Raw genomic sequence first — 26,093 nt, 5'->3', positions numbered from 1 at the left:
GGGGGTCGTCACTTGCTGCTCTCTGCGAGCGTGTCGGTGATCATCGAGTTCAGGATCGAGGGGTCGATCGGCCCGCGGATGACGGAAGCGACCCGACCCTCGGCGTCGAGCACGAGCGTGGACGGGATGGCCTGGGGAGGCACGTTGTCGGCGAAGGCGAGTCGCACACTCGCGTCGTCGACGTCGAGGATCGACGGGTACGTGATGCCCTGCGTCTCGGCGAAGGTCTTGGCGGTCGCCGCCTGGTCGTAGATGTTGACGCCGACGAACTTCACGCCGTCGTCTTCGTGCTCTTCCCAAGCTGCCTGCAGGTCGGGGGCCTCGAGGCGGCAGGGCGGGCAGGAGGCGTACCAGAAGTTGACGACGGTGACGGAGCCCGCGAGATCCTCACTGGAGAGCTCGTCTCCGAACTCGGTGACGCCACCGAACTGGATCGGGTCCTGTCGTTCGCCCGCCGGGAAGATCTCGTAGCTGCCGTCTCCCGCGACGTAGCCCTGATCTCCCCCGGCGGCGTAGTCCTGGGCGAGCGGCTCGTCTCCGGAGCAGGCGGCGAGCGCCAGCATGGTGGCGACGCCCGCCGTCGCGAGGGCTGCACGGAGGGTTCGGGGAAAGCGCGACGTCTTCACGCTCTCTGAGCGGATGGTCACACGGCTCCCTCATCGGTGGCGGCGCCGAGTTCGTGCGCCGCCGGTTCGCGGTAGTCGGCTTCCACGAAGCCGGTTGCGGGGTGGTACTCCAGCGTCGTGATGCTCGAGAGCGAGCACCGCCGGTGCTTCGGGTTGTGCGCGAGCGGCTCCTTCGAGAGCGCGCGGTGCACCATCCAGATCGGCAGCTGGTGAGAGACCACGATAACATCGCCGCCATCTGCGAGCTCGGCCCCGTCGAGCACCGCCTCTCGCATGCGGGCGACGATGGACTTGTACGCCTCACCCCAGCTGGGGCGCAGGGGGTTCACGAGCTTCGGCCACGAGCCAGGGCGACGCAGGGCTCCGTATCTGCCCGTCATCCGTCGCCCCTCGAAGGCGTTCGTCGGCTCGATGACGCGCTCGTCGATGACGGGCTCGAGGCCGAACAGCTCGGCGATGGGTGCCGCCGACTCGCGGGTGCGCTGCAGCGGGGAGACGACGAGGCGGGTGGCGGGCACGGCCCTGGCGTGCAGGTCCTCGGCTGTGACGCGCGCCATGCGCGCGCCGAGCTCGGAGAGGCCGAAGCCGGGGAGGCGCCCGTAGAGGAGCCCGTTGGGGTTTTCGACCTCGCCGTGGCGGACGAGGTGGATTCGCTGTGCCGCCATGCGCTCCAGTCTACGAACCGCCACCGACACTGCGGCACAGGATGCGCATCCGCACCCCAAGCTGTGCCTTGTTGTCTTCCCGCTCGCACGCGTCTGCGCCTCGGGTACCCTTGCGAGGTGACTGATCGCGCCCTCATCTCCTCCCTTTCCACGCTCGAAGACGGCCCCGTGCTTGTGCAGGGGTGGGTCGATACGGTTCGAGACCAGAAGAAGGTGCAGTTCGTCGTCCTCCGCGACGAGAGCGGCGCCGTCCAGCTCGTGAACCCGCGCGCCGAGGGCCGCGAGGCGATCTCCGACACGATCTCCGCGCTCGCCCAGGGCAGCTTCATCTCCGTGCGCGGCCAGAAGAAGGCCGACGAGCGCGTGAAGCTCGGCGGCCTCGAGGTCAAGGTCGACGAGATCGTCGTCGAGACCGCGGCGCTCCCCGAGACGCCCATCGCCGAGGACACGTCGATCGACAAGCGCCTCGACTGGCGTTTCCTGGACCTGCGCATCCCGCGCAACGCCCTCATCTTCCGCATCCAGACGACGTTCGCGCACGCGTTCCGCACCTACTGGGTGGAGAACGGCTACGTCGAGCTGTTCACCCCGAAGCTCATGGCCTCGGCGTCCGAGTCGAAGGCCGAGCTGTTCAAGGTCGACTACTTCGACACGAGCGCGTATCTCGCGCAGAGCCCGCAGTTCTTCAAGCAGATGGCGATGAGCTCGGGCCTCGGCAAGATCTTCGAGATCGGGCCGGTGTTCCGCGCTGACCCCTCCTTCACTTCGCGCCACGCGACCGAGTTCACGGGCATCGACGCCGAGGTGAGCTGGATCGAGTCGCACGAGGACGTCATGCAGATGCAGGAGCAGCTCATGGTTGCCGGCCTGCAGGCGGTCAAGGATGCCCACGGCGAAGAGATCAAGGCTCTCTTCGACGTCGACATCGTCGTTCCGTCGCTGCCGTTCCCGCGCATCCCGCTGCTGGAGGCTCGAGAGATCGTCGAGGCCCGCGGCCACAAGCTCGAGCGCAACGACCTGGACCTCGACCCTGAGGGCGAGCGTCAGATCGCGGCGCACGTGCAGGAGACGTTCGGCCACGAGTTCGTGTTCCTGACGGACTACCCGGCTTCGATCCGGCCGTTCTACCACATGCGCCACGAGGGCGACGAGTCGCTCACGAAGAGCTACGACCTGATCTGGAACGGCGTCGAGATCTCGACGGGGGCTCAGCGCGAGCACCGTGTCGACGTGCTCGAGGAGCAGGCGAAGCAGAAGGGCATGGAGGTCGACGAGCTCGGCTTCTACCTCGACTTCTTCCGCTACGGCGCACCGCCCCACGGTGGGTTCGGCATGGGCTTCGCGCGCATCCTGATGCTGATGCTGCACCAGACGACGCTGCGCGAGGTCACGTACCTGTTCCGCGGCCCGAACCGCCTGCAGCCGTAAGCCACCCGGCCGCCTGACCTGCCGAGTCTCCCCAGAGCCGTCCGCGCGTGATCGCGGGCGGCTCTGCTGCGTCCGGGGCGCGCAGCACCACGGTCGACTGAGCGCTAGCCCGCTTCGCGGACGCCGGCGTCCTGCGCCAGTTGCGACACGCGCTGGTGGCTGATGCCGAGGACTTCCGCGATGTCTCGCATCGTGAGCTGCTCGTCGCGAAGGCGGGCCACGGCCGACCGCATGCTGCGTGAGGCGACAGATTGGGCAGCAGCTGCTGCCGCCGCCGCGTCCTGCGCGCCGTGAACAACGCCATCCGTCGCAGTATCAAACACTGGTAGGAGCGCGATCTGCACGTCTGCCGCTGGCACACCTTCGAGGAGCTCGACCGCGTCCGCGACCTGCTGTCTGACGTGCTCGAGGCGCTTCACCTGCGTGAAGAGTCCTGGCACCTCTGGCACCTCGACGGCCCACCAGGAACCGGAACGGGTCGCCCGCGCCGTTACCTTCATCGTTCGATTCCCATCTGTCTCAGGATGGCTCTTGCCGTCCGCTCGTTGATCTCACTGTGACGCGGCACGACGGTCCTCGCTCCCCCGATCACGACCTTGGTGTGGCTGGCGCCTTCGGTGAGCACCATCTCGAGTCGCTGTTCGGCTGCATGTCGACGCAGTCGCCGGAGGAGGTCCAAGCGTTTCACATGTTTGTCCAGACGCAGAGACGAATATAGGCAATAGCTCTTGACAAGTCGCGGGCGGCTCTGCTGCGTTCGGGGCACGGGTCAGCGTCGTCGGGACACCTCGTGGCCGGGCGGTGGTGGCGCGCAGGGAAGGTCGTCGCCGCGGCGGCTGGTGCTCTCGCGGAGGTCGGGGCTCGCCTCGAAGGGTCCGTCTGGGCTGAAGAGCACGCCGAGGTGGTAGTCGGCGTGGTCTCGGAACCAGAGGGACGCACCTCCGGGCACCCCTTTCAGCTCCTCCCACGCCTGCCAGAGCCCACCAAGGCGGAGCACCGCTTCCGGGGAGTCCCACCAGCGCGCCGACCAGACGCGCGTCCGGCCGTCGACTCTGCGCGCGCAGCTCCGAGCGACGAACTCGCGCACGAAGTCGGCGAGGCACGCGAACTGCGGTCCCGGAGCCCGCGCGAGTTCGCTCGAGGTGCCACCCTGGCTCTGCTCCTGATTCACGGCAGTGTCTCCTCTCCGCGTTCTGCCTCGTCGCGGTCAGCCTCGTCGCGTTCCGCCCCGTCTCCTCCTGTGGCGTCGCCTCCTGGTTGGTGCGCGGTGATCGACGCGCGGATGCGCGCGGCGTGCGGGCCCTGCATCCACGACCTGGTCCTGATGAGGGTGGGGCGGCTGCCGGATGCGAGCACGAGCGCGCGCCCGCGCGGGAGCGCGCTGAGTTCGGCGACGTCGAGGATGCGCTCTCGATGCAGCTGCTTCGAGACGGTGCGGTGGCCTCGTCCATAGCTCAGCGAGGAGAGCTCGCGGTCGTGGTCGCCGACGAGCTTGGAGAGCTCGTCGAGGAAGGCCGCCTCGCTGACGCCTCCCCCGTAGATCTTGATGTTGGCCGCCGACCAGAGCTTGCGCATGCCGCCTTCGCCCCAGACCTCGGCGCCCTGCGACCAGGATTGGAGGATGGTGATGAGCACGATGCCCCGCGACCCGTAGTGGCTGTACAGGTCGGGGAGGCTTCGCCAGCGGCAGACGTTCGCTGCCTCGTCGAGGACGCCGAGCAGGGGCCGAGCGAGCCGCCCGGACAGTGAGGCGGCGGCGAGTTCCTCCGCCGCCTCGGCCACGGCGACGGTGAGGGCGGTGACCAGCGGGCCTGTGGTCCCCTGTCCTTCGCGGGACAGCGAGTAGAGCGTGTCGGTTCCGCGGACGAACTCGTGCGGGTCGAACCGCGGCCTCGTGTCGAGCTCCCCGGTCACGGTGATCCACGGGGCGAGGGCGCCATTGGTGAGGCAGGACGCCATCTGCTGCGCGGTGCCGTAGATGCCGCCGCGTTGGCGGTCGGGCGCGCTGATCACCCCCTCGAGCTGGTCGGCGATGAGGCGGTACCCCGCATCCCGCAGGATGCCGACCGCATCGTCGTCACCTGGCCGCGTCACCCACCGGTACACCTCGGTGATGCGGGTGCCTGCGAGGGCCCCTGCCAGGAGGAGCGCGGCGAGGAGATCCTTCGCAGCTGGGTCGAAGAACGCGTCTGCCCTCGAGCCCTGCTCCCGGGATCCGCTCGCGAAGTGCTCGGCGAGCTTCCCCGCCTGCACCTCGTCGGTGACGTAGCTGAGCGGGTCCCACCACCACTCTGCGGCGTCGCCTGCAACGCCCTGCGGGTCGAACACCCAGACTCGCCCGGCCTCGGCGCGCACGCCCCGGGTGGCGTCGACGACATCCCGCTTGTTGGACGTGACGATGACGGCTCCCGGCGCCTCGACGATTGCGGGGATGGCGAAGGCCGTCGACTTCCCGGTTCGCGGGCCGCTGATGTTGATCTGCATGTCCTCCCAGCTGCCGAAGACGGGTGAGCCGCCCGGCAGGCTCGTGCCGAGCCGCACGCCGATGGGGCCCGCGACGCCGAGGCGCTGGCTGCTCGCACGCGCCCCGCGGGCGCTGATGCCTGCGATCTCCCGGCCCCGCCCGAGGAGTGCCGCAGAGCGGTCGAGGCGTCGACTGCCGGTGCGATGCCCGCGAGCGAGGAGCAGCGTCGCCGAGACCGCGAGCGCCAGACCGAGCGCGAGCGCCATCGCGACCCCGGTCGCGGTGGCACTCCAGCGGACGCTCCCCCGCAGCACCCCGAAGAACAGCGCGAACACGTCGTCGGGCAGCGGCTCGCTCGGGCGTTCGACGTTCGCGGCGACCCGCACGGAGAGGTTGGTCCCGCCGATGGCGACCACGGCGGCGGTGAGTCCGATCCACAGCAGCACGGCCTCGGCAGCCATGCCGCCCGGGCCCCGCTTTCGCGGCGCGCTCATCGCCGTATCCGCTCCGGGTCGAGACCAGCTGACGGTTCCGGGCCCAGCCCGGCCACACGGCTCGGCTCGTGCCAGAGCTTGTTGGTGTCGTTGATGCTCGCCTCTGCGGCGGTGAGCTGCACGTCGACCGGGATGCCAGGCCTGCCGCCGACCTTGACGAGGAACTTGCCTCGCCCCGGTGGCTCGGCCTCTCTGCCGCTGGTCGCGTCCCAGGCTGGCGGGTCCTGCCATCCGATGAGAAGTTCCTGCTCTGCGAGCGACAGGGGCACCGCGGAGGTGAGGCGCGGCATCTCGGCACCCGGCAGTCCGCCGCAGATGACCATGCCGGCGCGTTCCACGAAGCCCTTCGCCTTCATCCGCTCTGACTCGGTGGGCAGCGCGAGCAGGTCGCTCATGGTGTGCGAGATCATTGCCATACCGACTCCGCGCTGGCGGTTGAGGCGAGTGAGGGCGTCGACTCTGTCGACCATTCCCTTGCCTGCTCGCAGCGCGCGCCAGAGCTCGTCGAGGATGACGAAGTAGTGCCGGCGGGGCTCGAGTCCCGCATCCGCGAGCACGTTCGCGACGTTGACGGTGCCGAACCCGGCCGACCAGCAGGCGAGGAGCGCCGCCGCCTGCAGGTCGACGTCGGAGTCGTCGATGGAGGAGACGTCGTACACGACGGGCGCGTCGCGTCGCATGGGGTTGGTGGTCTGGCGGGAGAACGTCTCGCCGAGCCTGCCCCCTCCGACGAGCCCGATGAGGGAGGCCTCGAGGTCCTCCGTGATGGCCTTGTACCTGCTGTCGTCTCCCCGGTCGAGCGCAACCGCGCGCACCTCCGGGGGGCCTGCACGCACGACCTCGAGGAGGTCGCCGAGAACGGGCACGCCGTCGTGGTGCTGGTCGAGCCATTTGAGTGCCCGGTCGAGGATCGTCTCCTCGCGATCGCTCGGTGGCTGAAGCCGCATGATCGTGAGGAGGGCCGACACCATCGTGTGCCTGCGGCCATGCGCATCGGCGAGCACTTGGCCAGCCTCGGCGTCGAAGCCGCTCGCCCTGAGCCGCCGCGCGGCGGCCGTCGCCTCTCCGGGGTCGAGCACGTTGAGGTAGCCGCGTCCGCGCCCGAGCGAGATGACCTGCCCGCCGAGGGCGGTGATCATGTCGACATGGTCGGGTTTGAGGTCGCCGAGCACGAGGGGCATGACGCCGTAGCCGGCGAGGCCTGTCGCCATGCGGCGCACGAGCGACGACTTCCCGAGTCCGGGCTTGCCGAGGATGAACGCGGAGGGGTTGCTGATGAGCTTCGCCCGCTGGAACCACGAGATGGGGTCGCAGCAGAGGGTCGCGCCGGTCTGCGTGTGCCGCCCGAGGGGCACCCCGATCATGGGAGTTCCCGTGCCGACGGCGAAGGGCCAGAGCCCGCACACCTGGACGGTGGTGCCGCGCCATTCGTCGGGTGCCTGGACGTAGGTGGATGCGCCCCGGCCGCTCCCGCTCCAGCCCCTGGGTCCCGGCCGCTCGGGTGGGCGCACCCGTTCCTGGGTCGCCTGCTTGCGTGACCTGGCGTGTGCTCGTCTCATAGCTTCTCTCTCAGTTCGCTCGGCACTCGCAGGTGCTTGCTGAGGACCAGGCCGAGCGGGAGCGCCGCGGCGAAGGCCGAGTCCTGGGATCCGTAGACGGGGCGCAGGCGGAGGCGTGCTGTCGCGGCGAGGTTGTCGACGGCCGCTCGTGCGTCGAGCTCGTGGGCGGCGTCGAGCACTGTCGCCGTGACGAGCACTCCGAAGTTGATGAGGCCAGCGCCGGATGCCTCCTCGCTTGCCGTCGCGGCGGCGGCGCGGACGGCGAGCGTGTCGCGCGCGGCGGGTTTCGAGGTGGAGGTCTGCCTGAACTGGGCCGCGCTGAGGTCAGCTTCGACGAGTGCCGCTGCTCTGGCTGCGTCGATGGGGCGGTAGAGCAGCGTCACCCGCTTGCGCGCGATGTCACGATGGGGCGCGAGGAGCCGCGCGAGGACGCTCGACTGCACGCTGCCCCTGGGTGCGACGGTCATCGCCCAGGTCGTCGAGTAGGCGGAGTCGTGACGGTAGCCTGCCCAGCTGGCGCGGGCCGCCGCCGGGCCGACGTCACTCCAGCTGAGCTCCGGGATCTCCCCTCCGGCGTGCGCCTCGTCGATCAGCACCGCGGCTGCCGGGTCGTAGGCGACTCGGACGATCTCGCAGAGCTCCTGCCCGGTGAGCGGTTGCGCCGCGCCCGCGCCGGTTGCCTGGAGCCCCGCGCTGAGACCGGGGAGCCGCGCCGCGAGCTCGCGCGCCATCTCGTCCGGCGCCCTCCTTCTGGCACCGACTCGGAGGGCCCCCTGGAAGGTGAGCGCGACGAAGGCCTTCACCGTGGAGGAGCCCTCCGGGTACCCCGCGACGGTCTCCTCGAGCACCGCCCGCGCGAAGGCTGGCGCGTTGGGGTCGATGTTCATGGCGACCTCTCGCCTGAGGCGAGAGCCGGAGTCGGGGGCCGTCTCGATCGTCACCGACGCCGCCTCGATGCCCGGTTCGTCGCCGAGGCTGGAGAGCCAGTGGCCCCACTCGGCGACCCAGGAGTCGATCTGCTCCTGGTCGACGAGCGCCGCGCCATCCGGGTCCGTGCCGAACACGACGGTGTAGCTGCCGACCGCGGGCGTCAGGAGCAGCGCGAATGGCCGGCCGTGCGAGTCGACGTGCTCGCTCAGCCTGGTCGGCGCTGCGATGCCCGGCAGCTGGAACGTCGCCCACGGCACTCGACCGACCGGACCGGACCGGTACGCGGATTCGCCCCTCGCCCGCGAGAGGCCCCAGCCTGAGTGGGCTCCGAGCCGCGACAGCGCGTTCTTGCCGTGCGCGTCGCGCACCACGAGCATCAGGAGCGCGACGCCGATCCCCGAGGCGACGATGAGCGCAGCGATGAGGCCCGAGATCATGACGGCCACGACGACGAGCACCAGTCCGCCCAGCAGGAGCGCCGTCCCCACCGAGCCGAGACCGAGCAGTCCCGCTGACGTCGGCTTCCGCCAGTTCCCGTAGGTTCGCGTCTGTCGTGTCATCGAGCTATCGACCACCGCTCGGGTCCTCTCCTGTTGTCCGTTCTGCGACCGCGATCGCGGCGTCAGTGCCGTACTGGACGGCTTTCTTCAACGGCTGAACGCCTGCGATCGCTGCCGCGACGTAGGGCCCAGCGAGGGCCTTGCCTGCTCCCGCTGCGGCTGCCGCACCGCCGGAGGCAGTACCCGTCGACGCGGCTGCGCGTGTGCTCCCCGGCGATGCCGCAGATGTTCCCGCCGCAGCGGGCACCGCCCGCGGGCTCGGTCCTGAGCCGCGCGACGCAGGGCCGCCGCCTGTCGAGGCACGCCCTCCGCCGCGCGGGACGCTGCTCCCCTGGGGTGCTGAGGCCGGCCTCGGTCGTGCGCCCTCTGGCACCCGATCCGCGACCGAGGTGGCGATCGCGGCACCGCCCCCACTCGAGGCGATCGCGCCCACCATGGGAGTGACGAATCGCATGAGCGCGGGGAGCGCGACGATGGCGAGCACGAGGATCACGATCCCCGTGTAGGTGGTCAGCACGGCGCCGCTCTCGGCGCTCGGGGCCGCCCCGGTCATGCGAAATCCGGCGGCGTAGACGATCGCCGCCGCTGGCTTGTAGAGGATGAAGGCGGTGAGCCAGGCGAGGCAGCGCTGGAACCAGCCCCGGCCGAGCTCGGTGTTCGTCGCCGAGGCCGCCAGCGGGAGGATTCCGGCGAGGATCACGAGCATCCCCCCTCGCACGATCATGAGGAGCACCTGGACGACGGAGACGAGGCCGACGATGACCCCGATGAAGAGGCCGTTCACGACCCCGGAGAACGCGGCGGGCCCGGCAGTCCCGCCTGCTGCGCCGGCGACACCGGCGATCGAGGTGCCGAGCATCACGCCGACGTTGTCCTTGAAGCAGTTCGGTGTTCCGTCGAGGTCGCATTCGAGCGACTCGTCGATGATCCAGGTCGAGAACGAATCGCCGGCACGGACGAGCAGCCACACGATCGTGAGACCGACGCTGGCGACGACCACCAGTGTGAGGAGGCTCTTCAGCAGCTCCTGCCCTGGCCTCGCGCGCTGCTCCCAGGCCATGCGAGCACCGCCGATCATGACCGACACGATCGCGCAGACCCCAGCCAGCCACCACGTCGACGACTGCAGGAACGTCGCAGTGTTGGTCGCCGCCGCTGGGGCCGTGGGGATGAGGGCCGACACGAGCGACGAAGCTCCCGCGATGAGCACCCCGCCAGCGAGCACCGCGAACAAGCGTCCGTGGAAGGGGACGCCGTCGCCTGAGCGGATGCGCAGCCCCACCATGACGGCCAGGAAGACGAGTCCGATGACCGCGACGGTGCCCGAGATCCAGCTCACGTAGCCGAGGACGGTCCCGAGGTGGGTCTCGATGTCGCCCGTCGGCGCTGCCGGCGCCGTGCCAGAGGGCGCACCGGTCGTCCCGAGGTCGGGCGTCGGGACGTCGACCCACATCGTGCCGAGAGTCGAGAGCTGCTCGGCCATCCACTCGTTGATGTCGTTCTGGAGGGCTTCCCGTGTTCGAGTCCACACCGTCGAGGCGATCTCCTTGGAGTAGCACTCGAAGTCCATGAGTCCGCAGTCGGCCATCAGGCGCTCCATCTCACGTAGCCGCCGACGTCGCCAAGCGACTGCAGGCGCACCGGAGCAGACTCATCGCTCGGAATGCGCCAGTCGCCGTCGACCCAGACGAGGTCGATGACGGCGGCGATGAAGCTGGTCGTCCCGTCGACGCTCACACGCTGGGCGACGTCGACGCGCGCGGTGTCCCCGTCGAACGCAAGCAACCGGTAGCCCACGATCTGGAGTCGCACGCCGGAGCCTCCCGAGCCCGAATCGGCGAGCAGGGACTCCCGATGCTGGCCTGCGGCGAGTGCGTAGTCGAGGAGCGGCGCTCGAAGCGCGGGAGTGTTCGACTGCACGAGGAAGTTCGCGGCGGCGAACAGCGCCCCCTCGGCTGAACGTTGGAAGCAGTATCCGAAGCCGTCCTCGTGCAGTGCCGCCGGGCCCGCTTCCGGTGAGCTCGGTGCCAGGTTGACGTCGACGTCGCGCCAGCTGGTCGCCCGTGCGATCAGGAGCTGCCTGTCGGCGGGAGGCGGTGAGGTCTGCTCCGGTTCGCGCAGCCCGCAGCTGCTCGGAGAGGCGGCCGCGACCGCGCCGGCATCACCGGGCGCGGGCTCGGGACCCGCAGGCGTGGCACCCGCCGAAGCGGATGCCCGCTGGCCGTCGCCCACTGTCATCTCGCCTCCGGATGTGCCGCCACCGAAGGCGGCCTGGATGGAGACCACGACGCCGGCCACGACAAGCAGGGCGACGCCCAGCGCGGCGACGATGAACCCTGGCCGGCTCCCGGAGGAAGCCCTCCGGCGCTGCGCTGACCGCCGTTGGAACGATCCGCCGCTCGGCATGATGCTCGCCCTCCCCGCATCAGACGAAGAAGCCGACGAGGCTGGTCGCCGCCGAGATGATGATGACGCCGCCGAGCGCCATGCCGATCTTCCCCGCGTGCTCGCCGCCCTCGCCTCTGCGTGACTGGATCGCCATCATCGTGCCGGCCGCGATGAGGCCCAGGACGCACACGGCGAGACCGATCCACTTCACCCAGCCGAGCAGCGTCGTGAGCCCCTCGGTGCCTGGAGGCTGCACGGGGTCGGGGTCGGGGAGCGTCGTGAGGTGCGCTGATGCGTCGAGCAGCAGGTCGGTGAGTGCGGCGATCGTCATGGTCGGTGGTCTCCTGTCGAGATGAACGCGGGAACGCGCGATGAAGGGCAGCCCCGCTCACGGCGGGCTCGAGCCGTCGCCGGGCAGTCGAACCGCGAGCGCTCGAGTCAGCTCGCCGTGGGCCCACCGGGGACATGAGCCGGCAGGTCGACGACCTCAGACGGTTCGTCGGCGTGTGCACCGGCTCGGTACAGGAATGGACTCTACGCACGGTCGAGGGGGCTGCGAGGAGTTATCCACAGCCACGATCTGGGGCCTCCCGAGCCACCTAGATTGGTCCTCGCCGCAGCCGGTCTGCGGCGAGAAGGGGGTGCTCCATGCGCCGAAGAATCGCTGTCGCCGGGCTTGCCGCCATGGCCCTCGGTGTGAGCGCAGGCGTGAGCGGCTGCTCGCCCGCCGAGGTACCGAGGCACGCTCCAGCCACCGCTCCAGCTTCGCCATCGGTGCCGACGCAGCTCGCCCGCGGACCGCAGGATGAGCACGTCGACACGCACCTCCCTGGGCCGTCTCCGACGCACGACGAGGCCTCGGATGCGGAGGCTCTGGCCGTCGCATCTGCCGCCATCGAGGCGTACCTCAGCCGCAAGACCGAACGACGCGCCTGGCTCGAAGCGCTGGAACCGCATCTCACGGCGTCGGCGATGGCCGCGCTGAGCTCGGTCGACCCTGCCACCATCCCCGGAGCCTTCCTGACCGCCGCGACTCACCTCGAGCGCCACACGAGCGGGTACCTGGCTCACGTCACCGCACCGACCGAGTCGGGTTCCTACCGCCTGCTGCTCGTGCGCGACGGCAGCTCCGGGCCCTGGCTCGTCGCCGAGATCACGGCCATGGAGTCGAGCTCGTGAGCACCCGGAACGGCCTCTGGTGGGGCGTTGCGATCGCGGTCCTGCTCACGCCGGGTCTGCTGCTCGGCGCGCTCGTGGTCGCGGCCATCGCGAGCACCGCGCTCGTGGGTGTGGCCGCCTGCGCGACGCCCGACTTCCCGTTGCCGGGCGTCTTCTCCGACGCTGGGCCCGAGGCGAAGTCGAGCGTGGGCATGGAGGCCGAGCCGAATTCCGCGGCCGCGCTCGAGGTGAGCACCATGATCGGGGCAGATCAGGTCGAGTTCGCCGGCGCGCAGCTGTCGAATGCGGCCCATATCCTGCTGGCGGGCCGCGCGGCTGGACTCGGCACGCGCGATCAGGTCATCGGTGTCATGACCGCGATTGGCGAGTCGACACTGCTGGTCATCGACCACGGCGACGAGGCTGGCCCTGATTCACGTGGCCTGTTCCAGCAGCGCGACAACGGCGCATGGGGCAGCTACTCCGACAGGATGGACCCGCGCATCAGCGCGGACCACTTCTTCGCAGCACTGCTCGCGGTGACCGAGCGAGACGCGCTCACCCCCTCCGAGGCAGCTCACCGCGTGCAGGGCAACGCCGATCCGGCGCACTACTCGAAGTACTGGCAGGCAGCCGTCGCAGTCAGCGAGACGATCAGCGGGTCCAGCACAGGCCTCGGCGACGGAGCACTCGCTTCCGGTGCCAGCGCGATCGGCTCGGATGGCGATGGATGCGGCGCGGCGGGAGCAGGAGCATCCACCCCTGACGGCGGCAGCCGCACGGCGGTGAGCCCGGGCGGCTGGGCAGCTCCCGGTCTGGGCGGCATCACCGACACGTTCGGCAACAGGTTCCACCCGACCGACTTCGAGTGGCGGATGCACAACGGCATCGACCTCGCCGCCGGCGGCTGCGGGGGCAAGATCTGGGCCGCGCAGTCGGGCACCGTCATCGAGGCCGAACCGGACAGCTCCGGCAACGGGACGATCGTCGTCGACCACGGCGGGGGGCTCATCACCAAGTACCTGCACATGGAGGCGGACGGCTACCTCGTCGGGGTCGGGGCCACGATCACCGCGGGGCAGCAGATCGGCATCACCGGCACCAGCGGGCAGTCGACCGGCTGCCACCTCCACTTCGAGGTGGTCGTCGACGGCAGTCGCGTCGATCCCCTCCCGTTCCTGGCGTCCCGCGGGGTGAGCTTCTGATGGCGAGGAGGCGACGGCCCGACCCAGTGGAGCCCGGCATGGCGGTGCCCCGCTGGCCGCGGATCACCGCGCGGCTCGGAGTCGAGGGCCAGGGGGAGCTGTCCTGGAACTCCGTGGTGCACCGGATCTCCGCGTCGGATCGCGAAGCGGCACGCGCCGACATCGTCGCGCGGTGCACGCGCATCGCGCAGACGATCGCACGCCCCGTCCGACTCGAGCTGCACGAGCGCGACCGGATGCGTGCGCTGGTGGTGCATCCGTCTGGCGCCGCTGAGCCCGGAGACGCCGAGGACGGGCCAGGCCGCACCGAGCCGGACCTGCCAGCGCCGGTGGTGGTGACCGGCACGTGTCGCGCGTGCGGCTGCACCTCGAGCGCCGCCGAGACGCGGTGCCAGGAGTGCGGTGCCCTGGAACCGCTGAGTCGCAGCGCCGAGACTTCGACCAGGGCAGCGAGGGCGGTTCCCGCGGAGGACGGTGCGGGCGAGCGTCGACGGACCGGCAGGCGCGAGCTCCGTCGAGAAGCGCCGCTGCCACAGCCACAGCCACAGCCGCTCGCACCATCGCCCACGCTCTCCCGAAGATCCCGAGAGAGATCCAGGCAGCAGGGGGCGGGTCGCGCGTCTGCGCGACCGCTGCCGTCGCCCCGAGCCCTCGTCATCGAGTTCGACGACAGCTCACGCGCGGTCCTCTCGGGCAGCGCGGCGCTGGGCCGCAACCCGTCGCCCGTCGACGGCCGCATCCCGGTTCGCGTCGACAGCCGAGACAGCACGGTCTCCCGCACCCACGCGCTCGTCGACGTCGACCACGCGGGCCGCATCCTCGTCACCGACTACCACTCGACACACGGCGTGCACCTCAGCGGGAGACGCACCTCGACGTTCGAGCCGGGCGTCGTCTACCGCGTCCCCGACGGCGCGCAGCTGCGGCTCGGCGACGTCCTCTGCCGGGTGAGCACCGAGACCGCCGGCGCTCGCTGAGTGCCCTGGCAGCGACCGGCAGCTCCTACGTGCGGGACGCAGCCGCGAGCGCGACATCCAGCCGCTGGGCCTCCACGAACCACTGCGAATGCTGCACCCCGTCGACGAGGACGACCGGGATGAGCTCGCCGTACTGCCGCTGCAGGGCCTCATCGTCGAGGATGCTGAGCACCGACAGCGCGGCGCCGTGACGGGCCGTCACCTCCCGCACCACCGGCTCAGCCTGCTCGCACAGGTGACAGCCCGGCTTGCCCAGGAAGGTGACCTTCGGAACGCGCGCATCCGTCATGCCTCGAGTCTCGCAGACGAGTGCCCCGAGACGGCAGGCGCGCAGGTCACCGCCGGTCGAGCACTCGACCGGCGAACCGGCACCTTAACGCAGAAAACGCCTGACCCGAGGGCCCGGCGCTCTGCGTCGTCGCGACTACTTCTTGTTGCGACGCTGGTGGCGAGTCTTGCGAAGCAGCTTGCGGTGCTTCTTCTTCGCCATGCGCTTGCGGCGCTTCTTGACTACTGAACCCATAGGAACATCCTTTATCTACAAGTACGAGGTGTGCGCAGCGGTGGGCTGCGGCATCGCTCGCGTCAGCTTACACGTCACCTGCCGGTAACCCTGTGTCCAGCGGAACTCAGGCAGTGTGCTGGTCGAGCTCATCTCCGCGGCCGGACTGCTTGATGGCCTCGGAGACCGCCGACTCCGGCACCCGGAACGAGCGGCCGAAGCGCACCGCGGGAAGTTCACCGGAGTGCACGAGTCGGTACACCGTCATCTTCGAGACCCGCATGAGTTCTGCCACCTCGGCAACGGTCAGGAACCGCACATCAGACAGGTCGTTTGCCATGTGTTGCAGCTCCAAGGTGACAGATGATCCGCGCGTTACGGAAGTGAAGTGAGTGTCAATTGAACACCTTATGGCCCAGAGCACTGCAGAAACAAGGTCCAGAGCGAATCATGCGGTGCCACGGATTCGCGATTCCACCCGCGAGGAGTAGCATGACCGACGCCTCGCGCACGCGCGGCGTCGTCGACGGTGCAGTGAATTGGGGATGGGATGCGCACTCCGCGGGCCTCGAGCATCCCCGCACCCGTGGACACGGATGGGCTGCTGCGGCGCATCGTCGCGGCCGTCGGCCGGAAGATCGACGACTTCGCCCACCACACGCCGTCCCGGTTCGCGGTCATCATCTTCACGAGCATCATCCTGCTGTGGACGACGATCTACATGCTGCCGATCTCCTCGGCCGACGGAACCATGACTCCGTTCCATGAGGCGCTCTTCACCGCCGTCTCCACGATCTGCGTCACGGGCCTCTCCGTGGTCGACATGGCCACCCACTGGTCGGGCTTCGGCCACTTCATGGTGTGGCTCGGCATGCAGGTCGGGGCCATCGGAGTGCTGACGCTCGCGAGCATCATGGGCGCGATCGTCACGCGGCGCCTCGGACTGCGGCAGAAGCTCGTCGCGGCGAGCGACAGCAACGCGCTGCGCACGCACGCCGGCCCCGTCTCCGAGTCGCAGGCGGTGAAGCTGGGCGACATCGGCGGGATCCTCGCGACCGTCGCGATCTCGCTCGTCATCATCGAGACGATCATCGCGATGCTCATCATCCCTCGCCTCCTGATCGCGGGCGAGCCGCTCTGGGACGCGATCCTCGACGGCTTCTTCTGGGCGACGTCGGCGTTCACCAACACGGGGTTCATGCCGACGAGCAGCGGCATCGCGCCCTTCGCGACGGATGTGTGGATGCTCACGTGCCTCGCGACGGCCGTCTTCCTCGGCAGCCTCGGCTTCCCCGTCATCTTCGCTCTCACTCGCTGGGTGAAGACGAAGCAGCGCATCTCGGTGCACGTGAAGCTGACCCTCTCGACGACCGTGCTGCTGTTCGTGCTCGGCGCGGTCGCGATCTACTTCCTCGAGGGCGACAACCCCCAGACGATCGGCGCGCAGGACCCGTGGTTCCGGCCGGTGACCTCTGGCTTCATGTCTGCCATGACCCGCTCTGGTGGCTTCTCGACGATCGACCTCGCCGACGCCGACCCCGCCACCATGCTCGCCATGCAGATGCTCATGTTCGTGGGTGGCGGCAGCGCGTCCACGGCGGGTGGCATCAAGGTGACGACGCTCGCGATCCTCTTCCTCGCGGCCTTCGCCGAGGCGAGGGGCGTGAACGACATCCAGGCGTTCGGCCGCCGCATCCCGAACGATGTGCTGCGCCTTGCCGTCAGCGTGACGCTCTGGGGGGCGACGATCGTGGCGGTCTCCTCGATCTCCCTCATGCACTTCGCCTCGGTGCCCTTCGACGAGGCGATCTTCGAGGCGATCAGCGCATTCGCCACCTGCGGCCTCTCGACGGGGCTCACCGGGGACCTGCCAGAGCAGGGCGCGTACATTCTCTCCATCACCATGTGGCTCGGCCGCGTGGGCACGGTCACCATGGCCGCCGCGCTCGCTTCCAGCGAGCACAAGCAGCTGTTCAGGCTGCCCGAAGAAAGGATCATCGTTGGGTGAGCCGATTCCACACAATGCGCCGGTGCTCGTCATCGGCCTCGGCCGGTTCGGCGCTGCGACCGCGGGCCAGCTGCAGCGTCAGGGCCGGGAGGTGCTCGCGGTCGACACCGACGAGGGACTCGTCCAGAAGTGGGCGGAGCGGGTGACGCATGCCGTGCAGGCGGATGCGCGAAACATCGAGGCCCTGCGGCAGATCGGCGCGCACGAGTTCGCCGTCGCCGTCGTCGCCGTCGGCACGTCGCTCGAGTCGAGCGTGCTCGTCACGGCGAACCTCTCCGACCTGAAGGTGCCGCAGATCTGGGCGAAGGCGATGTCGGCGACGCACGGCAAGATCCTGGGCCGCATCGGCGCGCACCACGTCATCTACCCGGAGCGGGAGGCTGGCGAGCGCATCGCGCACCTGCTCTCGGGGCGCATGCTCGACTTCATCCAGTTCGATGACGACTTCGTGCTCGTGAAGCTGTACCCGCCGAAGGCGATCCGGGGCGTCCCCCTCATGGAGTCCGGCGTTCGCACGAAGTACCGGGTGACGGTCGTCGGGGTGAAGAGCCCGGGCAAGCCCTTCACCTACGCGATGGCGGACACGGTGGTCTCGAACCACGACCTCGTGATCGTGTCCGGCTCGGCCTCCGACGTGGAGCGTTTCGCGGCGCTCACGTAACCGCCCCGGCGATCCACGGCACGTGACCGGTCCTGCGCTGCTCGCTGTCGAAGACGTGCCCCATGCGCTTGCTGTAGTGGAGCATGATGCTGCGCTCGACGACGCGCACATCGCCGTCCTGCACGATCTGCATCTCCACATCCGGCGCCTCAGCGAGTGAGCTCAGCCAGACGATGGCGTACAGGTTGGCGCTGCCTCCCGCGAGCGCCGCGCAGGCACGCACCGACTGGCGCTGGCTGATGCGGGCTGCGGCGCTGTAGAGGCGGCCGGCCGGCACGACCATCCACAGCACGAGCGAGTAGGGCCAGCGTGGCTGCTCGAGCTGCACGTCGATGCGCTGCACGATGTGCCCGGACCGCACGGCGCGGTGCACGAACCTCCTGGCGTGAGCTTCCGAGACGCCGAGTGCCGATGCCAGCTCGCTGCTCGGCGCTCGTCCGTCGCGCTCGAGGACGCTGATCGCCGTCGCGAGCGCGGGTGAGAGCGGAGAGGGCGCTGACGTGCTTCCGTCCCTGGGCTCGGCAGGCCGGGATGAGACTCCGAACCCGGACCGCCAGTGCGAGCCGTCGAGGAACATCCGAGTGACGAGCATGGTGCGCATGCGCGCGACATCGGCGTGGGAGGTGAGGCCGACACGCAGGAACCGGCGCAGCTCGTGCACGTCGGGGACGAGAACGGTGAGCATGAGGTCGTGATCGCCGGTGATCTCGGCGATGGTCACGACCCTCGGGTGGGTGACGAAGGCGTCGATGACGGTCTCGACCGACCCCGGCCGACATTGCACCGCGACGATGGCGGTGACGACCCCGGAGTTCCAGCCGACGTGCGTGGTCACCCAGGCGGAGTCCTCGGCGTGGAGACGTTCCCATCTGCGCCGGGCGGTCGGTGCGGAGACTCCGATCGTCTGCCCGATCTGCGCCCATGGAGCGCGCGGATCCTCCTGCATGACGTCGATGAGCGCGAGGTCCGATTCGGACAACACCGGGGAGAGTTCTCGCGGCCTGAGATCCATATCGAACATCTTGGACCAAGTTGGTGACCGATGCGACCGATGTAACACCGCCGTAAAGCACAATCAGAACACTCAGGACAGCGAAGTCCCCTCGAACATCGGAGTGCCCATGACTCGGACTGACACCACGGAGCTCACGCTCGCGGAGGCGCCAGGACTCAGCGGAAGGATGCTGCGCGGCGTTGAGCGCGTCGGCAACCGACTCCCGCATCCGTTCTTCCTCTTCCTCATCCTCGCCGGCCTCGTCGCCATCGCCTCGGCCATCGCGGCGGGGCTCGGGGCGACGACAGTCGACCCGGCGACCGGCGAGGTCATTCCCATCCGAAGCATCCTCTCGGCGGAGGGCCTCGTCTACGCGGTCTCGACGGCGATCGAGAACTTCATAACGTTCCCGCCGTTCGGCCTCATCATCACGGTCATGCTGGGCATCGGCGTCGCCGAGCGCACCGGCCTCCTGAGCACGTTCATGCGTGCCACGGTGCTGTCCGCACCCAAGTGGGCCGTCACGTACGTCGTCGTCTTCGTGAGCCTCATGGGCAACCTCGCCTCGGACACCGCCGTCATCATCCTTCCCCCACTCGCGGCAGCGGCTTTCCTCGCCGCGGGCCGGCACCCGCTCGCCGGGTTCATCACGTCGTACGCGGCCGTCATCGCAGGGTTCAGCGCCAACGTGGTCCCGGCGGGCACCGACGTGCTCATGTCGGGCATCACGACGAGCGCCGCCCAGATCGTCGAGCCGGGTGCCGAGGTTTCGGTGCTGGCGAACTACTACTTCTTCGCCTCTTCGACCGTGATCCTGTCCATCACGATCACGTTCGTCTGCCAGCGCTTCCTCGAGCCGAAGCTGGGCACCTTCGAGCCCCCGAAGAACACGCTCCTTCCGAGCGCGCTCACCCCCGACTCCGAATCAGGACCGGCGACCAGCAAGGAGCGTCGCGCGCTCCTCATCGCCACGGTGGCGATCGTCGCCTACCTCGCGGTCCTCGTGGTCCTCCTCCTGCTGCCGGGTTCCGCCCTGCAGGGTGAGGGTGGCGCGATCCTGCGCTCGCCGTTCATGTCGAGCATCCCGATCTTCATCCTGTTCATGTTCCTCGTCGGTGGCGTCACGTACGGCATCGCTGCCGGAACCCTCACCAGCTGGGCGCAGGTGCCCAGCATGATGACGGAAGCGGTCAAGGAGCTCGTGCCGTTCATCGTCGTCATCTTCACGGCGGCACAGGCCATCGCGTGGTTCTCGTGGTCGCAGATCGGCCTGCTCCTCGCCACGGGCGGTGCTGATGCGATGGAGGCGACGGGCCTCGGCGGCATCGGCGGCCTCATGATCTTCAGCATCTTCGTGTTCGTCCCCGCGCTGCTGCTCACCAGCGGTTCGGCGCTCTGGACCCTGCTCGCGCCGATCTTCGTGCCCATGTTCATGCTCAACGGCGTCGACCCCGCCTACGTGCAGGCGGCGTTCCGCATCACCGACTCCGCCTCGAACCCGCTCGTGCCGATGAACCCGCTGCTGCCGGTCGTCCTGGGCCTCATGCAGAAGTGGGCGCCGAAGGGGGGACTCGGCACGCTGTTCAGCCTCGTCATGCCGTTCACGATCGCGATCTGGGGGGTCTGGCTGCTGCAGCTGCTCGTCTGGGGGATCTTCGAGCTTCCCGTCGGCCCCGGCCACTCCCTCATGATGGGCGGCTGATGTGCACGCCTGACCACTCGACCCACACCCCGACCCCACTGGAGGAACACCGAGCATGAACATCAGCACCGACCACGTGCCCGCGATCGTCGACGAGCTGAGCGCACAGCTGCCAGCGCGACTGCCCCTGCTGGTCGACGTCGCCGCCGACCTGCACGCGAACCCCGAGATCCGCTTCACCGAGGTGCACGCCGCGGCACGGCTCACGTCCGAACTCGAGTCTGCGGGCTTCGCCCTCGAGCGTGGCTTCGCCGGCCTCGACACGGCCTTCGTGGGCCGCTGGTCGACCCCGGATGCGGATGAGGACACCCCGACGATCGCCGTGTTCTGCGAGTACGACGCCCTCGAGGGCATCGGGCATGCGTGCGGGCACAACATCATCGCGGCGAGCGGACTCGGCGCGGGCATCCTGCTCAAGGACGCACTGACCGCCGCCCCCGGCACCCCCGCCCATGTCGTCGTGATCGGAAGCCCTGGCGAGGAGGGAGCCGCGGGAAAGGTCCCGATGATCGAGGGCGGCGTGCTGGATGGCATCGACCTCGCGATCATGGTGCACCCGGCGGCGACGAACACCGTCGGCGGGTCGACGCTGTCGCGGGTGGCCCTCGACGTCACGTTCACTGGGCGTGCCAGCCACGCTGCCGCGAGCCCCGAGACGGGCATCAACGCGCTCGACGCCTCCACGCTGTCGCTGACCGCTATCGGATTGCTCCGGCAGCAGCTGACCGACGACGCACGTGTGCACGCCATCGTCACCGATGGCGGCCAGGCGCCGAACATCATCCCCGAGCGCTCGTCGCTGCGCATCTTCGTGCGCGCCAATGAGCGGGACCACCTGCTGGAGAACATCGTGCCGAGAGTCCGCGCCTGCTTCGAGGGGGCCGCGATCGCGACCGGGTGCACGGTGCTGATCGAGGAGAACACCCCCGCCTACTACTCGCTCATCTCGAACCCGGTGCTCGCAGGCATCGCCGGCACAGCGTACGAGAAGCTCGGCCGCGCGGTGACGGAGGAGCCCATCACTGGCTCCACCGACATGGGCAACGTCAGCCACGTCGTGCCCTCCATCCACCCGATGATCCAGCTCATCCCCGACGGGGTCACGCACACGAGGGAGTTCGCGGAGGCAGCGGACGGCCCGAACGCCTCGGTCACGATCGCGGACGGCGCGGCCATGCTCGCCGCGACTGCACTCGCCGTGTTCCGCGAACCGAGCCTCGCGGTCGAGGCGAAAGCGGCGTTCGACGCACGCTGATCGATCCTGCGGCGGGTCCTGGACGCTGCTGCGACGAAGCCCCTCGGATGGACACTGGGCCCATCTCGAGGGGCTTTGTCGTGCCCGGCCATTCGAGCCGAGCGGCGGGCGCTACTCGCGACCCCGGTTCGTGTCGGCTGGTGGCGCCCAGTCCGACTGCTGCTGACCGTGGTTCGGAGCCTGTCCGTCGCGCTGCGGCGGCACCTGGCCGTACTGCTGCGCCGGAGCCTGCCCGTACTGCTGGCCGTACTGCTGCGCCGGAGCCTGCCCGTACTGCTGGCCGTACTGCTGCGCCGGAGCCTGGCCATGGAACTGGCCGGCTGCGTCGCCGTAGGTCTGCATCGGCTGCTGCGCAGCCTGCTGGGCGAGCTGCGCCTGCTGCTGCGCGTGCAGCTCGTAGGCGGCGCGCGCCGCTTCCTCCTTGCGCTGCTTGGCGGTCACGAGCGGCGCCGTCGTCGTCTCGATGCCTTCCTTCTTGGCACGCCAGATGACAAACGCCGCGACGATCGCGAGGAACGCGGCAGGGAGGAGCATGATCGGGCCACCCGCACCCTCCGAGCGGTCGATGCCCTCGCTGAGCTGCCCCGTGAGCACGGAGGGGATGAACAGCATGACGTTGTTGGCCGCGTGGATGAGCACGGCGCTCTCGAGCCCACCCGTGTACTTGACGGTGACCGACATGATGACGCCAAAGAAGAAGTAGTACCCGATGAGCCACCAGTCGCCGGCACCGTGGGCGAGGCAGAACAGCGTCGCGGAGACCGCGGTGCCGATGATGAAGGAGAGCTGCGGTGAGGCGAACCAGGAGCCGGCCGCGCGCTGGAAGCCGCCGCGCGCCACGTACTCTTCCGACGCGGCCTGGAAGGGCGTCGTCAGCAGCACGAACACGAGCATGAGCATCGCCGTGCCGTCGATGTTGACCTCGGCTGGCTCGAGCAGGAACAGCCCAGCCGAGTAGACCGCGAAGACCGGGACGATGACCAGGGCGAGCTTGCGGAACCACGCCCACCGGAAGCGGCCCGTGACCGACGAGATCGTGCCGGGCCGGACGCCGAACAGCATCCGCTGGCCGAGGTACGCCAGCGGGAGGAGCGCCGCGAGCGCCAGGTTGTTCGTCACGAAGATCGCGGGTGTCATGGGGACGATGCCGCTCTCGACGGCGTCCATGAGCTGCTGCTGGCTGATCTCCCCGGTCAAGGTGGAGATCAGGATCCCGAGACCGCCGATGGTCATGGAGCTGATAAAGAAGCCGACGACGAGGAACGCGATGAAGAGGAGCCCCCTCCACCATCCCTTGCCGCGGCCGATCGGGCTCAGCGCATGGTCGTACGTGAGCCTGCTGCTGCCGGTCGCGGGTTGCTCGGTGAGCGGTGCACTGCCGGTCGGGGTCGGAGTCATGCCGTGGTTGCTCATGCTTCGACGCTACCGACGAGCGGATGCCCGGGGATCAGCCGCACGATTGATTCCTCATCCGATCTCTCCGCTGCGCGAGGGAGGCCCCAGGGGTGCGGCTACGTCAGCGCTTGTGGGCGACGAGGTCGCGCAGGAGCAGCCGGTCGACACGATTGCCGTCGCCGGCCAGCCAGTCGCCGACCTCGCGCAGCAGCGATTCCGTGGTGGCGAGCCTGACTCGCTGCCAGGTGAGCGCGTTGTCGACCTCGAGCGCCCCCTCACGTTCCGCGACGACCGTCATCCACCCCCGAACCACCGACATCTCGCCGAACAGCTCGTGGAATCGCTCGACGGCGTGCGGGAACTCCGCCGCGGGCGAGGAGAAGGCGACGCCATTGTGCGTGAGCTCGCCGTCTGCCGAGATGCCGTAGGTGCCCGGCGCCCAGAGCTCGTCGTTGATGAGCGCCACGCGGCGGCCGCTGATCACGGCGTGCGCGATCGATCCGGTGCCCTGGCCTGGGACCCGGAGGCCATGCACGATGCGCACGCCTGGGATGCGGAGGAGCTGGGCGAGGGGCTCGCCGACCGAGCGCTGCGCGAGGAATGCCCGCATGGGGTTCGTGCCGCCCGCGGTTCCGCCGGCGTCCATCGCCGTCTGGCCTGGTTCACCCCAGACTCGCCTGCCGTCACCCGCCGGGGGTGCGGACTCGTTGGCAAGCTGGACGAGGAGTCGTTCGCGGGTCACCGCGACGCGGCGCTGCGTGAGGCCGGACCAGGCGAAGTAGCCAGACACTGCAGCTGCGAGGTAGATGGCGGCCTGCACGAGCAGGCTCGCGAACGCCGGGTTCTGCATGCCTGCAGTCGTCGCGAACAGGGACATGACACCGAGCGTCGCCGACAGCACGCCAGCGACGACGGCCACCACGAGTGTCACGAGCCACAGCACGAGAGCCCAGCGCTGGGCTCGGACACGCAGTCGCAAGGTCAGCCAAGCCGCGCTGACCGCCACGTAGGCGAGCACCGCGGGCCACATGGTCGGCTCCTCCCCTGGCCCGAACGTGGGAACCGTGAGGCGCACGAACGACGCGTCGATCAGGAGCAGGAGCGCACCGATGACGACGATCGCAGCGTGAATCGAGACCGCCATCAGCTCACGGCGCGTGTACGGACGCTTCGCGGCGACCGCAGGCGGCCAGTAGGCGGGCTGCTCGGGCCAGCGCGTGCGGAACCACGCCATGCGCCGCACGTCGAAGACCTGCGCGGGGATGCGCGACGGCGGCGGTGCGTCCCGCGTCGCCGGCTCTGCGTGGGCGCTGCGACGAGGAGCGGAGGCGGCCGAGTCCCGCTTCGTGCTGGCGCGAGGGGGCGTGCGGAATCGCCCGCCGCCACCGGCTGAGCGCCTGCTCGTCGGAGCCCATTGCGCGCGCTGCTGGGTGCGGACATGACGCGAGCCGCCACCGGCGAGCCACGCATCGTGCTCCCGCCGCGTCGTCTCGTCGGTCAGTACCTCGACCGCCAGTCGCACCCTGACGAAGTCGTCGGAGCTGCCGCCGAGGTCGGGGTGGGACTCTCGCTGCCTCGCACGCCCGACGCGACGGACCTCTTCGAGGGACGCCGTTCTGGAGACGCCGAGCACGAGGTAGAGGTCTTCTGTGAAGACGTGCCGTCGACCGCTCATGGCCGTCCCTCCCGCTCCTGGTTCAAGTGCCCAAGCCTACGCAGTGATCGCCTCGTCGCCCGTCGCCGTGCGGGCGAGCGCGAGTGTGGACTCAGGAGTTCTCTGCGGCCAGCTCGGCGGATCGGCGCCGGTTCGCGTCGAACGCACGCTCGAAGAGGTCGGCGAGGTCGGCGTCCTGCAGCACCGCGACGGAGCGCTCGGTTGTTCCCTTGGGGCTCGTCACCCGCCGACGCAGCTCGGACGGCTCGGTCTCGGGATCGCGGACGACCATGCCGACTGCGCCCTCGAACGTCCCGACGACCAGCTGCCGCGCGAGCTCCTCGTCGAAGCCGAGGCGCCTGGTCGCCTCGAGGTACTGCTCGATGAGCAGGAACACGTGCGCTGGCCCCGAACCGGAGACCGCGGCAAGCGCATCGATGCGGTCCTCGTCGATGGTGGCCACCCTGCCGACGCTCTCGAAGAGCGCGACGGCGACCGCGAGCGCGGCCTCGCCTGTCGAGTCGTTCGCCGCGAGGCCCGTGACGCCGAGACCGATGCTCGCGGGCGTGTTCGGCATCGAGCGAACGATCTGCGCGCCGTCGGGAAGCCGTGCCGCCAGGCTCTCGAGACGCACGCCTGCCGCCACGGAGATGACAACCGCGTCCGGCTTGAGCGCCGGCGCGATCTCGTCGAGCAGCTCGCCGATCAGGTAGGGCTTGACGCCGAGGACGACGACGTCAGCTTCTTCGACCGCGGCGAGGTTCGCACGCGCATCGGACTCGAGCGCCGTCGTCGTGACCCGGTCGTCGCTCTCGCCTGCCGCCGCCGATGCCGCGGACCTCGTCGTGACGTGGACCCGTGCCCCTTCGCCGAGGGGCGCATCCAGCAGCCCGCGCAGGATCGCGCCGTTCATGTTGCCGCCGCCGAGGAACGCATAGGTGAGTGCCGTCATACCGGGATTGTACGGATGCACCACCGACATTCGCCCGCCGTGCGCCCTCGCGCGCCGCCTCCCCGCTGCCCGAGGACAGGGTCGGTCGAAGCCGCGTCGGCATCGCGACTGTACGGATGCACCATGAAGGACGCCGCGATGCAGCACCTGCTCTGAGACGCGCCAAGGTGGCCTCGGTATGCTGGCCGTTACTCGTCACCGTCGAAGGGGAACTCGTGCCGAATCAGGAACTCGCCGCTCACATCCGCGAACTGCTGCTCGAAAACGTGCACGTGGGCGAGGTGCTCCAGGTGCGCAGCGTGGAAGTCGATGACCGCGTGACGCTCGTGGGAGTCCGCGTCTCGGTGCTGAACCTGCCGCAGGTGCTCGATCTGCCTCCCGTCCTCGCTCAGCTCCGCGCGCTCGTGCGCGAGGCCGCCCCGCACGCGGAGTCGATCTTCGTCGAGCCCGACGTGACCGAGCGACACAACGTGCACGTGAGCACCGAGTCGATCGTCATCCGCTCCGTCGATTGAC

At 69.5% G+C, this 26,093-nt stretch carries 26 protein-coding genes; 9 read left to right on the top strand and 17 right to left on the bottom strand.

The genetic code is table 11. The annotated features are described in order from the left end of the window. Nucleotides 1-8 precede the first annotated feature (8 nt). Both C5E07_RS15735 and C5E07_RS15730 read right to left on the bottom strand, forming a co-directional pair. Nucleotides 9-647 (bottom strand): TlpA disulfide reductase family protein, encoded by a 639-nt coding sequence (locus tag C5E07_RS15735; RefSeq protein WP_258063382.1) that lies wholly within the window; start codon nt 645-647, stop codon nt 9-11. Then, a complete protein-coding gene (locus C5E07_RS15730; RefSeq protein WP_104243445.1) occupies nt 644-1,291 on the bottom strand; it encodes a histidine phosphatase family protein in 648 nt (215 codons plus the stop codon). Before C5E07_RS15730 ends, C5E07_RS15735 begins: the two co-directional genes overlap by 4 nt. A 117-nt stretch (nt 1,292-1,408) precedes the next feature. Here C5E07_RS15730 and aspS point away from each other — a divergent pair, with 117 nt between their 5' ends. Continuing rightward, on the top strand, nt 1,409-2,719 hold the full coding sequence (gene aspS / locus C5E07_RS15725; protein WP_104243447.1) for an aspartate--tRNA(Asn) ligase: 1,311 nt from the start codon (nt 1,409-1,411) through the stop codon (nt 2,717-2,719). 104 nt (nt 2,720-2,823) lie between these two features. Here aspS and C5E07_RS15720 read toward each other — a convergent pair whose 3' ends face one another. The 8 genes from C5E07_RS15720 to C5E07_RS15680 all read right to left on the bottom strand — a co-directional run bounded on the left by C5E07_RS15720 (nt 2,824) and on the right by C5E07_RS15680 (nt 11,445). Beyond that, nucleotides 2,824-3,219 (bottom strand): type II toxin-antitoxin system HicB family antitoxin, encoded by a 396-nt coding sequence (locus C5E07_RS15720; RefSeq protein ID WP_104300476.1) that lies wholly within the window; start codon nt 3,217-3,219, stop codon nt 2,824-2,826. Between the two features lie 269 nt (nt 3,220-3,488). Next, complete coding sequence (locus C5E07_RS15710) at nt 3,489-3,890, bottom strand: DUF4913 domain-containing protein (protein WP_104300474.1); 402 nt, start codon at nt 3,888-3,890, stop codon at nt 3,489-3,491. Then, nucleotides 3,887-5,677 carry a type IV secretory system conjugative DNA transfer family protein gene (locus C5E07_RS15705; protein ID WP_104300472.1) on the bottom strand — a complete coding sequence of 597 codons (1,791 nt, stop codon included), beginning with the start codon at nt 5,675-5,677 and terminating at the stop codon, nt 3,887-3,889. Before C5E07_RS15705 ends, C5E07_RS15710 begins: the two co-directional genes overlap by 4 nt. Continuing rightward, nucleotides 5,674-7,236, bottom strand: a complete 1,563-nt coding sequence (locus C5E07_RS15700) for an ATP/GTP-binding protein (protein ID WP_104300470.1) — start codon at nt 7,234-7,236, stop codon at nt 5,674-5,676. The genes C5E07_RS15705 and C5E07_RS15700 overlap by 4 nt, the downstream gene beginning before the upstream one ends. Then, nucleotides 7,233-8,726 (bottom strand): SCO6880 family protein, encoded by a 1,494-nt coding sequence (locus tag C5E07_RS15695; RefSeq protein ID WP_104243457.1) that lies wholly within the window; start codon nt 8,724-8,726, stop codon nt 7,233-7,235. The genes C5E07_RS15700 and C5E07_RS15695 overlap by 4 nt, the downstream gene beginning before the upstream one ends. 4 nt (nt 8,727-8,730) lie before the next feature. Further along, a complete protein-coding gene (locus C5E07_RS15690) occupies nt 8,731-10,314 on the bottom strand; it encodes a hypothetical protein (protein WP_104243459.1) in 1,584 nt (527 codons plus the stop codon). Beyond that, a complete protein-coding gene (locus tag C5E07_RS15685; protein ID WP_104300468.1) occupies nt 10,314-11,132 on the bottom strand; it encodes a hypothetical protein in 819 nt (272 codons plus the stop codon). Before C5E07_RS15685 ends, C5E07_RS15690 begins: the two co-directional genes overlap by 1 nt. 19 nt (nt 11,133-11,151) lie before the next feature. Then, nucleotides 11,152-11,445, bottom strand: a complete 294-nt coding sequence (locus C5E07_RS15680; protein WP_104243463.1) for a hypothetical protein — start codon at nt 11,443-11,445, stop codon at nt 11,152-11,154. A 317-nt stretch (nt 11,446-11,762) separates the two neighbouring features. Here C5E07_RS15680 and C5E07_RS15675 point away from each other — a divergent pair, with 317 nt between their 5' ends. The 3 genes from C5E07_RS15675 to C5E07_RS15665 are packed head-to-tail and all read left to right on the top strand — an operon-like array spanning nt 11,763 to nt 14,454. Beyond that, nucleotides 11,763-12,293 carry a hypothetical protein gene (locus tag C5E07_RS15675; protein ID WP_146080620.1) on the top strand — a complete coding sequence of 177 codons (531 nt, stop codon included), beginning with the start codon at nt 11,763-11,765 and terminating at the stop codon, nt 12,291-12,293. Next, nucleotides 12,290-13,477: a M23 family metallopeptidase gene (locus tag C5E07_RS15670; RefSeq protein WP_258063986.1), complete on the top strand. Its 1,188-nt coding sequence runs from the start codon at nt 12,290-12,292 to the stop codon at nt 13,475-13,477. Before C5E07_RS15675 ends, C5E07_RS15670 begins: the two co-directional genes overlap by 4 nt. 38 nt (nt 13,478-13,515) lie before the next feature. Next, the gene (locus tag C5E07_RS15665) at nt 13,516-14,454 is read left to right on the top strand and encodes an FHA domain-containing protein (RefSeq protein WP_104300464.1); all 939 of its coding nucleotides are present in this window, start codon (nt 13,516-13,518) and stop codon (nt 14,452-14,454) included. A gap of 25 nt (nt 14,455-14,479) precedes the next feature. Here the strand turns inward: C5E07_RS15665 and C5E07_RS15660 are convergent, their stop codons facing one another. From C5E07_RS15660 to C5E07_RS15650, 3 genes are all read right to left on the bottom strand, one after another. Beyond that, on the bottom strand, nt 14,480-14,743 hold the full coding sequence (locus C5E07_RS15660) for a glutaredoxin family protein (protein ID WP_104300462.1): 264 nt from the start codon (nt 14,741-14,743) through the stop codon (nt 14,480-14,482). A gap of 135 nt (nt 14,744-14,878) precedes the next feature. Beyond that, the gene (locus C5E07_RS15655) at nt 14,879-14,977 is read right to left on the bottom strand and encodes a 30S ribosomal protein bS22 (RefSeq protein ID WP_082775156.1); all 99 of its coding nucleotides are present in this window, start codon (nt 14,975-14,977) and stop codon (nt 14,879-14,881) included. A gap of 106 nt (nt 14,978-15,083) precedes the next feature. Beyond that, a complete protein-coding gene (locus C5E07_RS15650) occupies nt 15,084-15,296 on the bottom strand; it encodes a helix-turn-helix domain-containing protein (RefSeq protein WP_104243471.1) in 213 nt (70 codons plus the stop codon). Between the two features lie 210 nt (nt 15,297-15,506). Here C5E07_RS15650 and C5E07_RS15645 point away from each other — a divergent pair, with 210 nt between their 5' ends. Together C5E07_RS15645 and C5E07_RS15640 are read left to right on the top strand one after the other, a co-directional pair. Beyond that, complete coding sequence (locus C5E07_RS15645) at nt 15,507-16,964, top strand: TrkH family potassium uptake protein (RefSeq protein WP_104300460.1); 1,458 nt, start codon at nt 15,507-15,509, stop codon at nt 16,962-16,964. Then, nucleotides 16,957-17,625 (top strand): TrkA family potassium uptake protein, encoded by a 669-nt coding sequence (locus C5E07_RS15640; RefSeq protein WP_068478414.1) that lies wholly within the window; start codon nt 16,957-16,959, stop codon nt 17,623-17,625. Before C5E07_RS15645 ends, C5E07_RS15640 begins: the two co-directional genes overlap by 8 nt. Here C5E07_RS15640 and C5E07_RS15635 read toward each other — a convergent pair. Next, a complete protein-coding gene (locus C5E07_RS15635) occupies nt 17,618-18,604 on the bottom strand; it encodes an Lrp/AsnC family transcriptional regulator (RefSeq protein ID WP_181058084.1) in 987 nt (328 codons plus the stop codon). The genes C5E07_RS15640 and C5E07_RS15635 overlap by 8 nt on opposite strands. Nucleotides 18,605-18,746: 142 nt before the next feature. Between C5E07_RS15635 and C5E07_RS15630 the strand changes: the two genes are divergently transcribed. Beyond that, on the top strand, nt 18,747-20,321 hold the full coding sequence (locus C5E07_RS15630) for an AbgT family transporter (RefSeq protein WP_104300456.1): 1,575 nt from the start codon (nt 18,747-18,749) through the stop codon (nt 20,319-20,321). Nucleotides 20,322-20,376: 55 nt separating this feature from the next. Further along, nucleotides 20,377-21,576, top strand: coding sequence for a M20 family metallopeptidase (locus tag C5E07_RS15625; protein ID WP_104300454.1), 1,200 nt, complete (start codon nt 20,377-20,379; stop codon nt 21,574-21,576). A gap of 111 nt (nt 21,577-21,687) precedes the next feature. Here C5E07_RS15625 and C5E07_RS15620 read toward each other — a convergent pair whose 3' ends face one another. The 3 genes from C5E07_RS15620 to proC form a co-directional block, all read right to left on the bottom strand. Then, nucleotides 21,688-22,989, bottom strand: a complete 1,302-nt coding sequence (locus tag C5E07_RS15620) for a CPBP family intramembrane glutamic endopeptidase (protein ID WP_104300452.1) — start codon at nt 22,987-22,989, stop codon at nt 21,688-21,690. A 103-nt stretch (nt 22,990-23,092) separates the two neighbouring features. Continuing rightward, nucleotides 23,093-24,646, bottom strand: coding sequence for a DnaJ domain-containing protein (locus C5E07_RS15615; RefSeq protein WP_104243483.1), 1,554 nt, complete (start codon nt 24,644-24,646; stop codon nt 23,093-23,095). Between the two features lie 91 nt (nt 24,647-24,737). Beyond that, nucleotides 24,738-25,577, bottom strand: a complete 840-nt coding sequence (proC, locus tag C5E07_RS15610; RefSeq protein ID WP_104300450.1) for a pyrroline-5-carboxylate reductase — start codon at nt 25,575-25,577, stop codon at nt 24,738-24,740. A 215-nt stretch (nt 25,578-25,792) separates the two neighbouring features. Between proC and C5E07_RS15605 the strand changes: the two genes are divergently transcribed. Next, nucleotides 25,793-26,092, top strand: coding sequence for a hypothetical protein (locus tag C5E07_RS15605; protein ID WP_146080122.1), 300 nt, complete (start codon nt 25,793-25,795; stop codon nt 26,090-26,092). The last annotated feature ends 1 nt before the right edge of the window (nt 26,093 follow it).

The sequence above is a fragment of the Pseudoclavibacter sp. RFBJ3 genome, assembly GCF_002931375.1.
Taxonomy (GTDB): Bacteria; Actinomycetota; Actinomycetes; order Actinomycetales; family Microbacteriaceae; genus Pseudoclavibacter.
The sequence above is the reverse complement of the archived record's forward strand: the minus strand, read 5'-3'. Positions and strand labels throughout refer to the sequence as shown.

Excerpts from the sequence above, each read along its gene's own strand:
- C5E07_RS15730 (WP_104243445.1), bottom strand. The coding sequence starts at position 1,291 with ATGGCGGCACAGCGAATCCACCTCGTCCGCCACGGCGAGGTCGAAAAC.
- C5E07_RS15720 (WP_104300476.1), bottom strand. The coding sequence starts at position 3,219 with ATGAAGGTAACGGCGCGGGCGACCCGTTCCGGTTCCTGGTGGGCCGTC.
- C5E07_RS15705 (WP_104300472.1), bottom strand. The coding sequence starts at position 5,677 with ATGAGCGCGCCGCGAAAGCGGGGCCCGGGCGGCATGGCTGCCGAGGCC.
- C5E07_RS15700 (WP_104300470.1), bottom strand. The coding sequence starts at position 7,236 with ATGAGACGAGCACACGCCAGGTCACGCAAGCAGGCGACCCAGGAACGG.
- C5E07_RS15695 (WP_104243457.1), bottom strand. The coding sequence starts at position 8,726 with ATGACACGACAGACGCGAACCTACGGGAACTGGCGGAAGCCGACGTCA.
- C5E07_RS15690 (WP_104243459.1), bottom strand. The coding sequence starts at position 10,314 with ATGGCCGACTGCGGACTCATGGACTTCGAGTGCTACTCCAAGGAGATC.
- C5E07_RS15685 (WP_104300468.1), bottom strand. The coding sequence starts at position 11,132 with ATGCCGAGCGGCGGATCGTTCCAACGGCGGTCAGCGCAGCGCCGGAGG.
- C5E07_RS15680 (WP_104243463.1), bottom strand. The coding sequence starts at position 11,445 with ATGACGATCGCCGCACTCACCGACCTGCTGCTCGACGCATCAGCGCAC.
- C5E07_RS15675 (WP_146080620.1), top strand. The coding sequence starts at position 11,763 with ATGCGCCGAAGAATCGCTGTCGCCGGGCTTGCCGCCATGGCCCTCGGT.
- C5E07_RS15665 (WP_104300464.1), top strand. The coding sequence starts at position 13,516 with ATGGCGGTGCCCCGCTGGCCGCGGATCACCGCGCGGCTCGGAGTCGAG.
- C5E07_RS15660 (WP_104300462.1), bottom strand. The coding sequence starts at position 14,743 with ATGACGGATGCGCGCGTTCCGAAGGTCACCTTCCTGGGCAAGCCGGGC.
- C5E07_RS15655 (WP_082775156.1), bottom strand. The coding sequence starts at position 14,977 with ATGGGTTCAGTAGTCAAGAAGCGCCGCAAGCGCATGGCGAAGAAGAAG.
- C5E07_RS15650 (WP_104243471.1), bottom strand. The coding sequence starts at position 15,296 with ATGGCAAACGACCTGTCTGATGTGCGGTTCCTGACCGTTGCCGAGGTG.
- C5E07_RS15645 (WP_104300460.1), top strand. The coding sequence starts at position 15,507 with ATGCGCACTCCGCGGGCCTCGAGCATCCCCGCACCCGTGGACACGGAT.
- C5E07_RS15630 (WP_104300456.1), top strand. The coding sequence starts at position 18,747 with ATGACTCGGACTGACACCACGGAGCTCACGCTCGCGGAGGCGCCAGGA.
- C5E07_RS15625 (WP_104300454.1), top strand. The coding sequence starts at position 20,377 with ATGAACATCAGCACCGACCACGTGCCCGCGATCGTCGACGAGCTGAGC.
- C5E07_RS15620 (WP_104300452.1), bottom strand. The coding sequence starts at position 22,989 with ATGAGCAACCACGGCATGACTCCGACCCCGACCGGCAGTGCACCGCTC.
- C5E07_RS15615 (WP_104243483.1), bottom strand. The coding sequence starts at position 24,646 with ATGAGCGGTCGACGGCACGTCTTCACAGAAGACCTCTACCTCGTGCTC.
- proC (WP_104300450.1), bottom strand. The coding sequence starts at position 25,577 with ATGACGGCACTCACCTATGCGTTCCTCGGCGGCGGCAACATGAACGGC.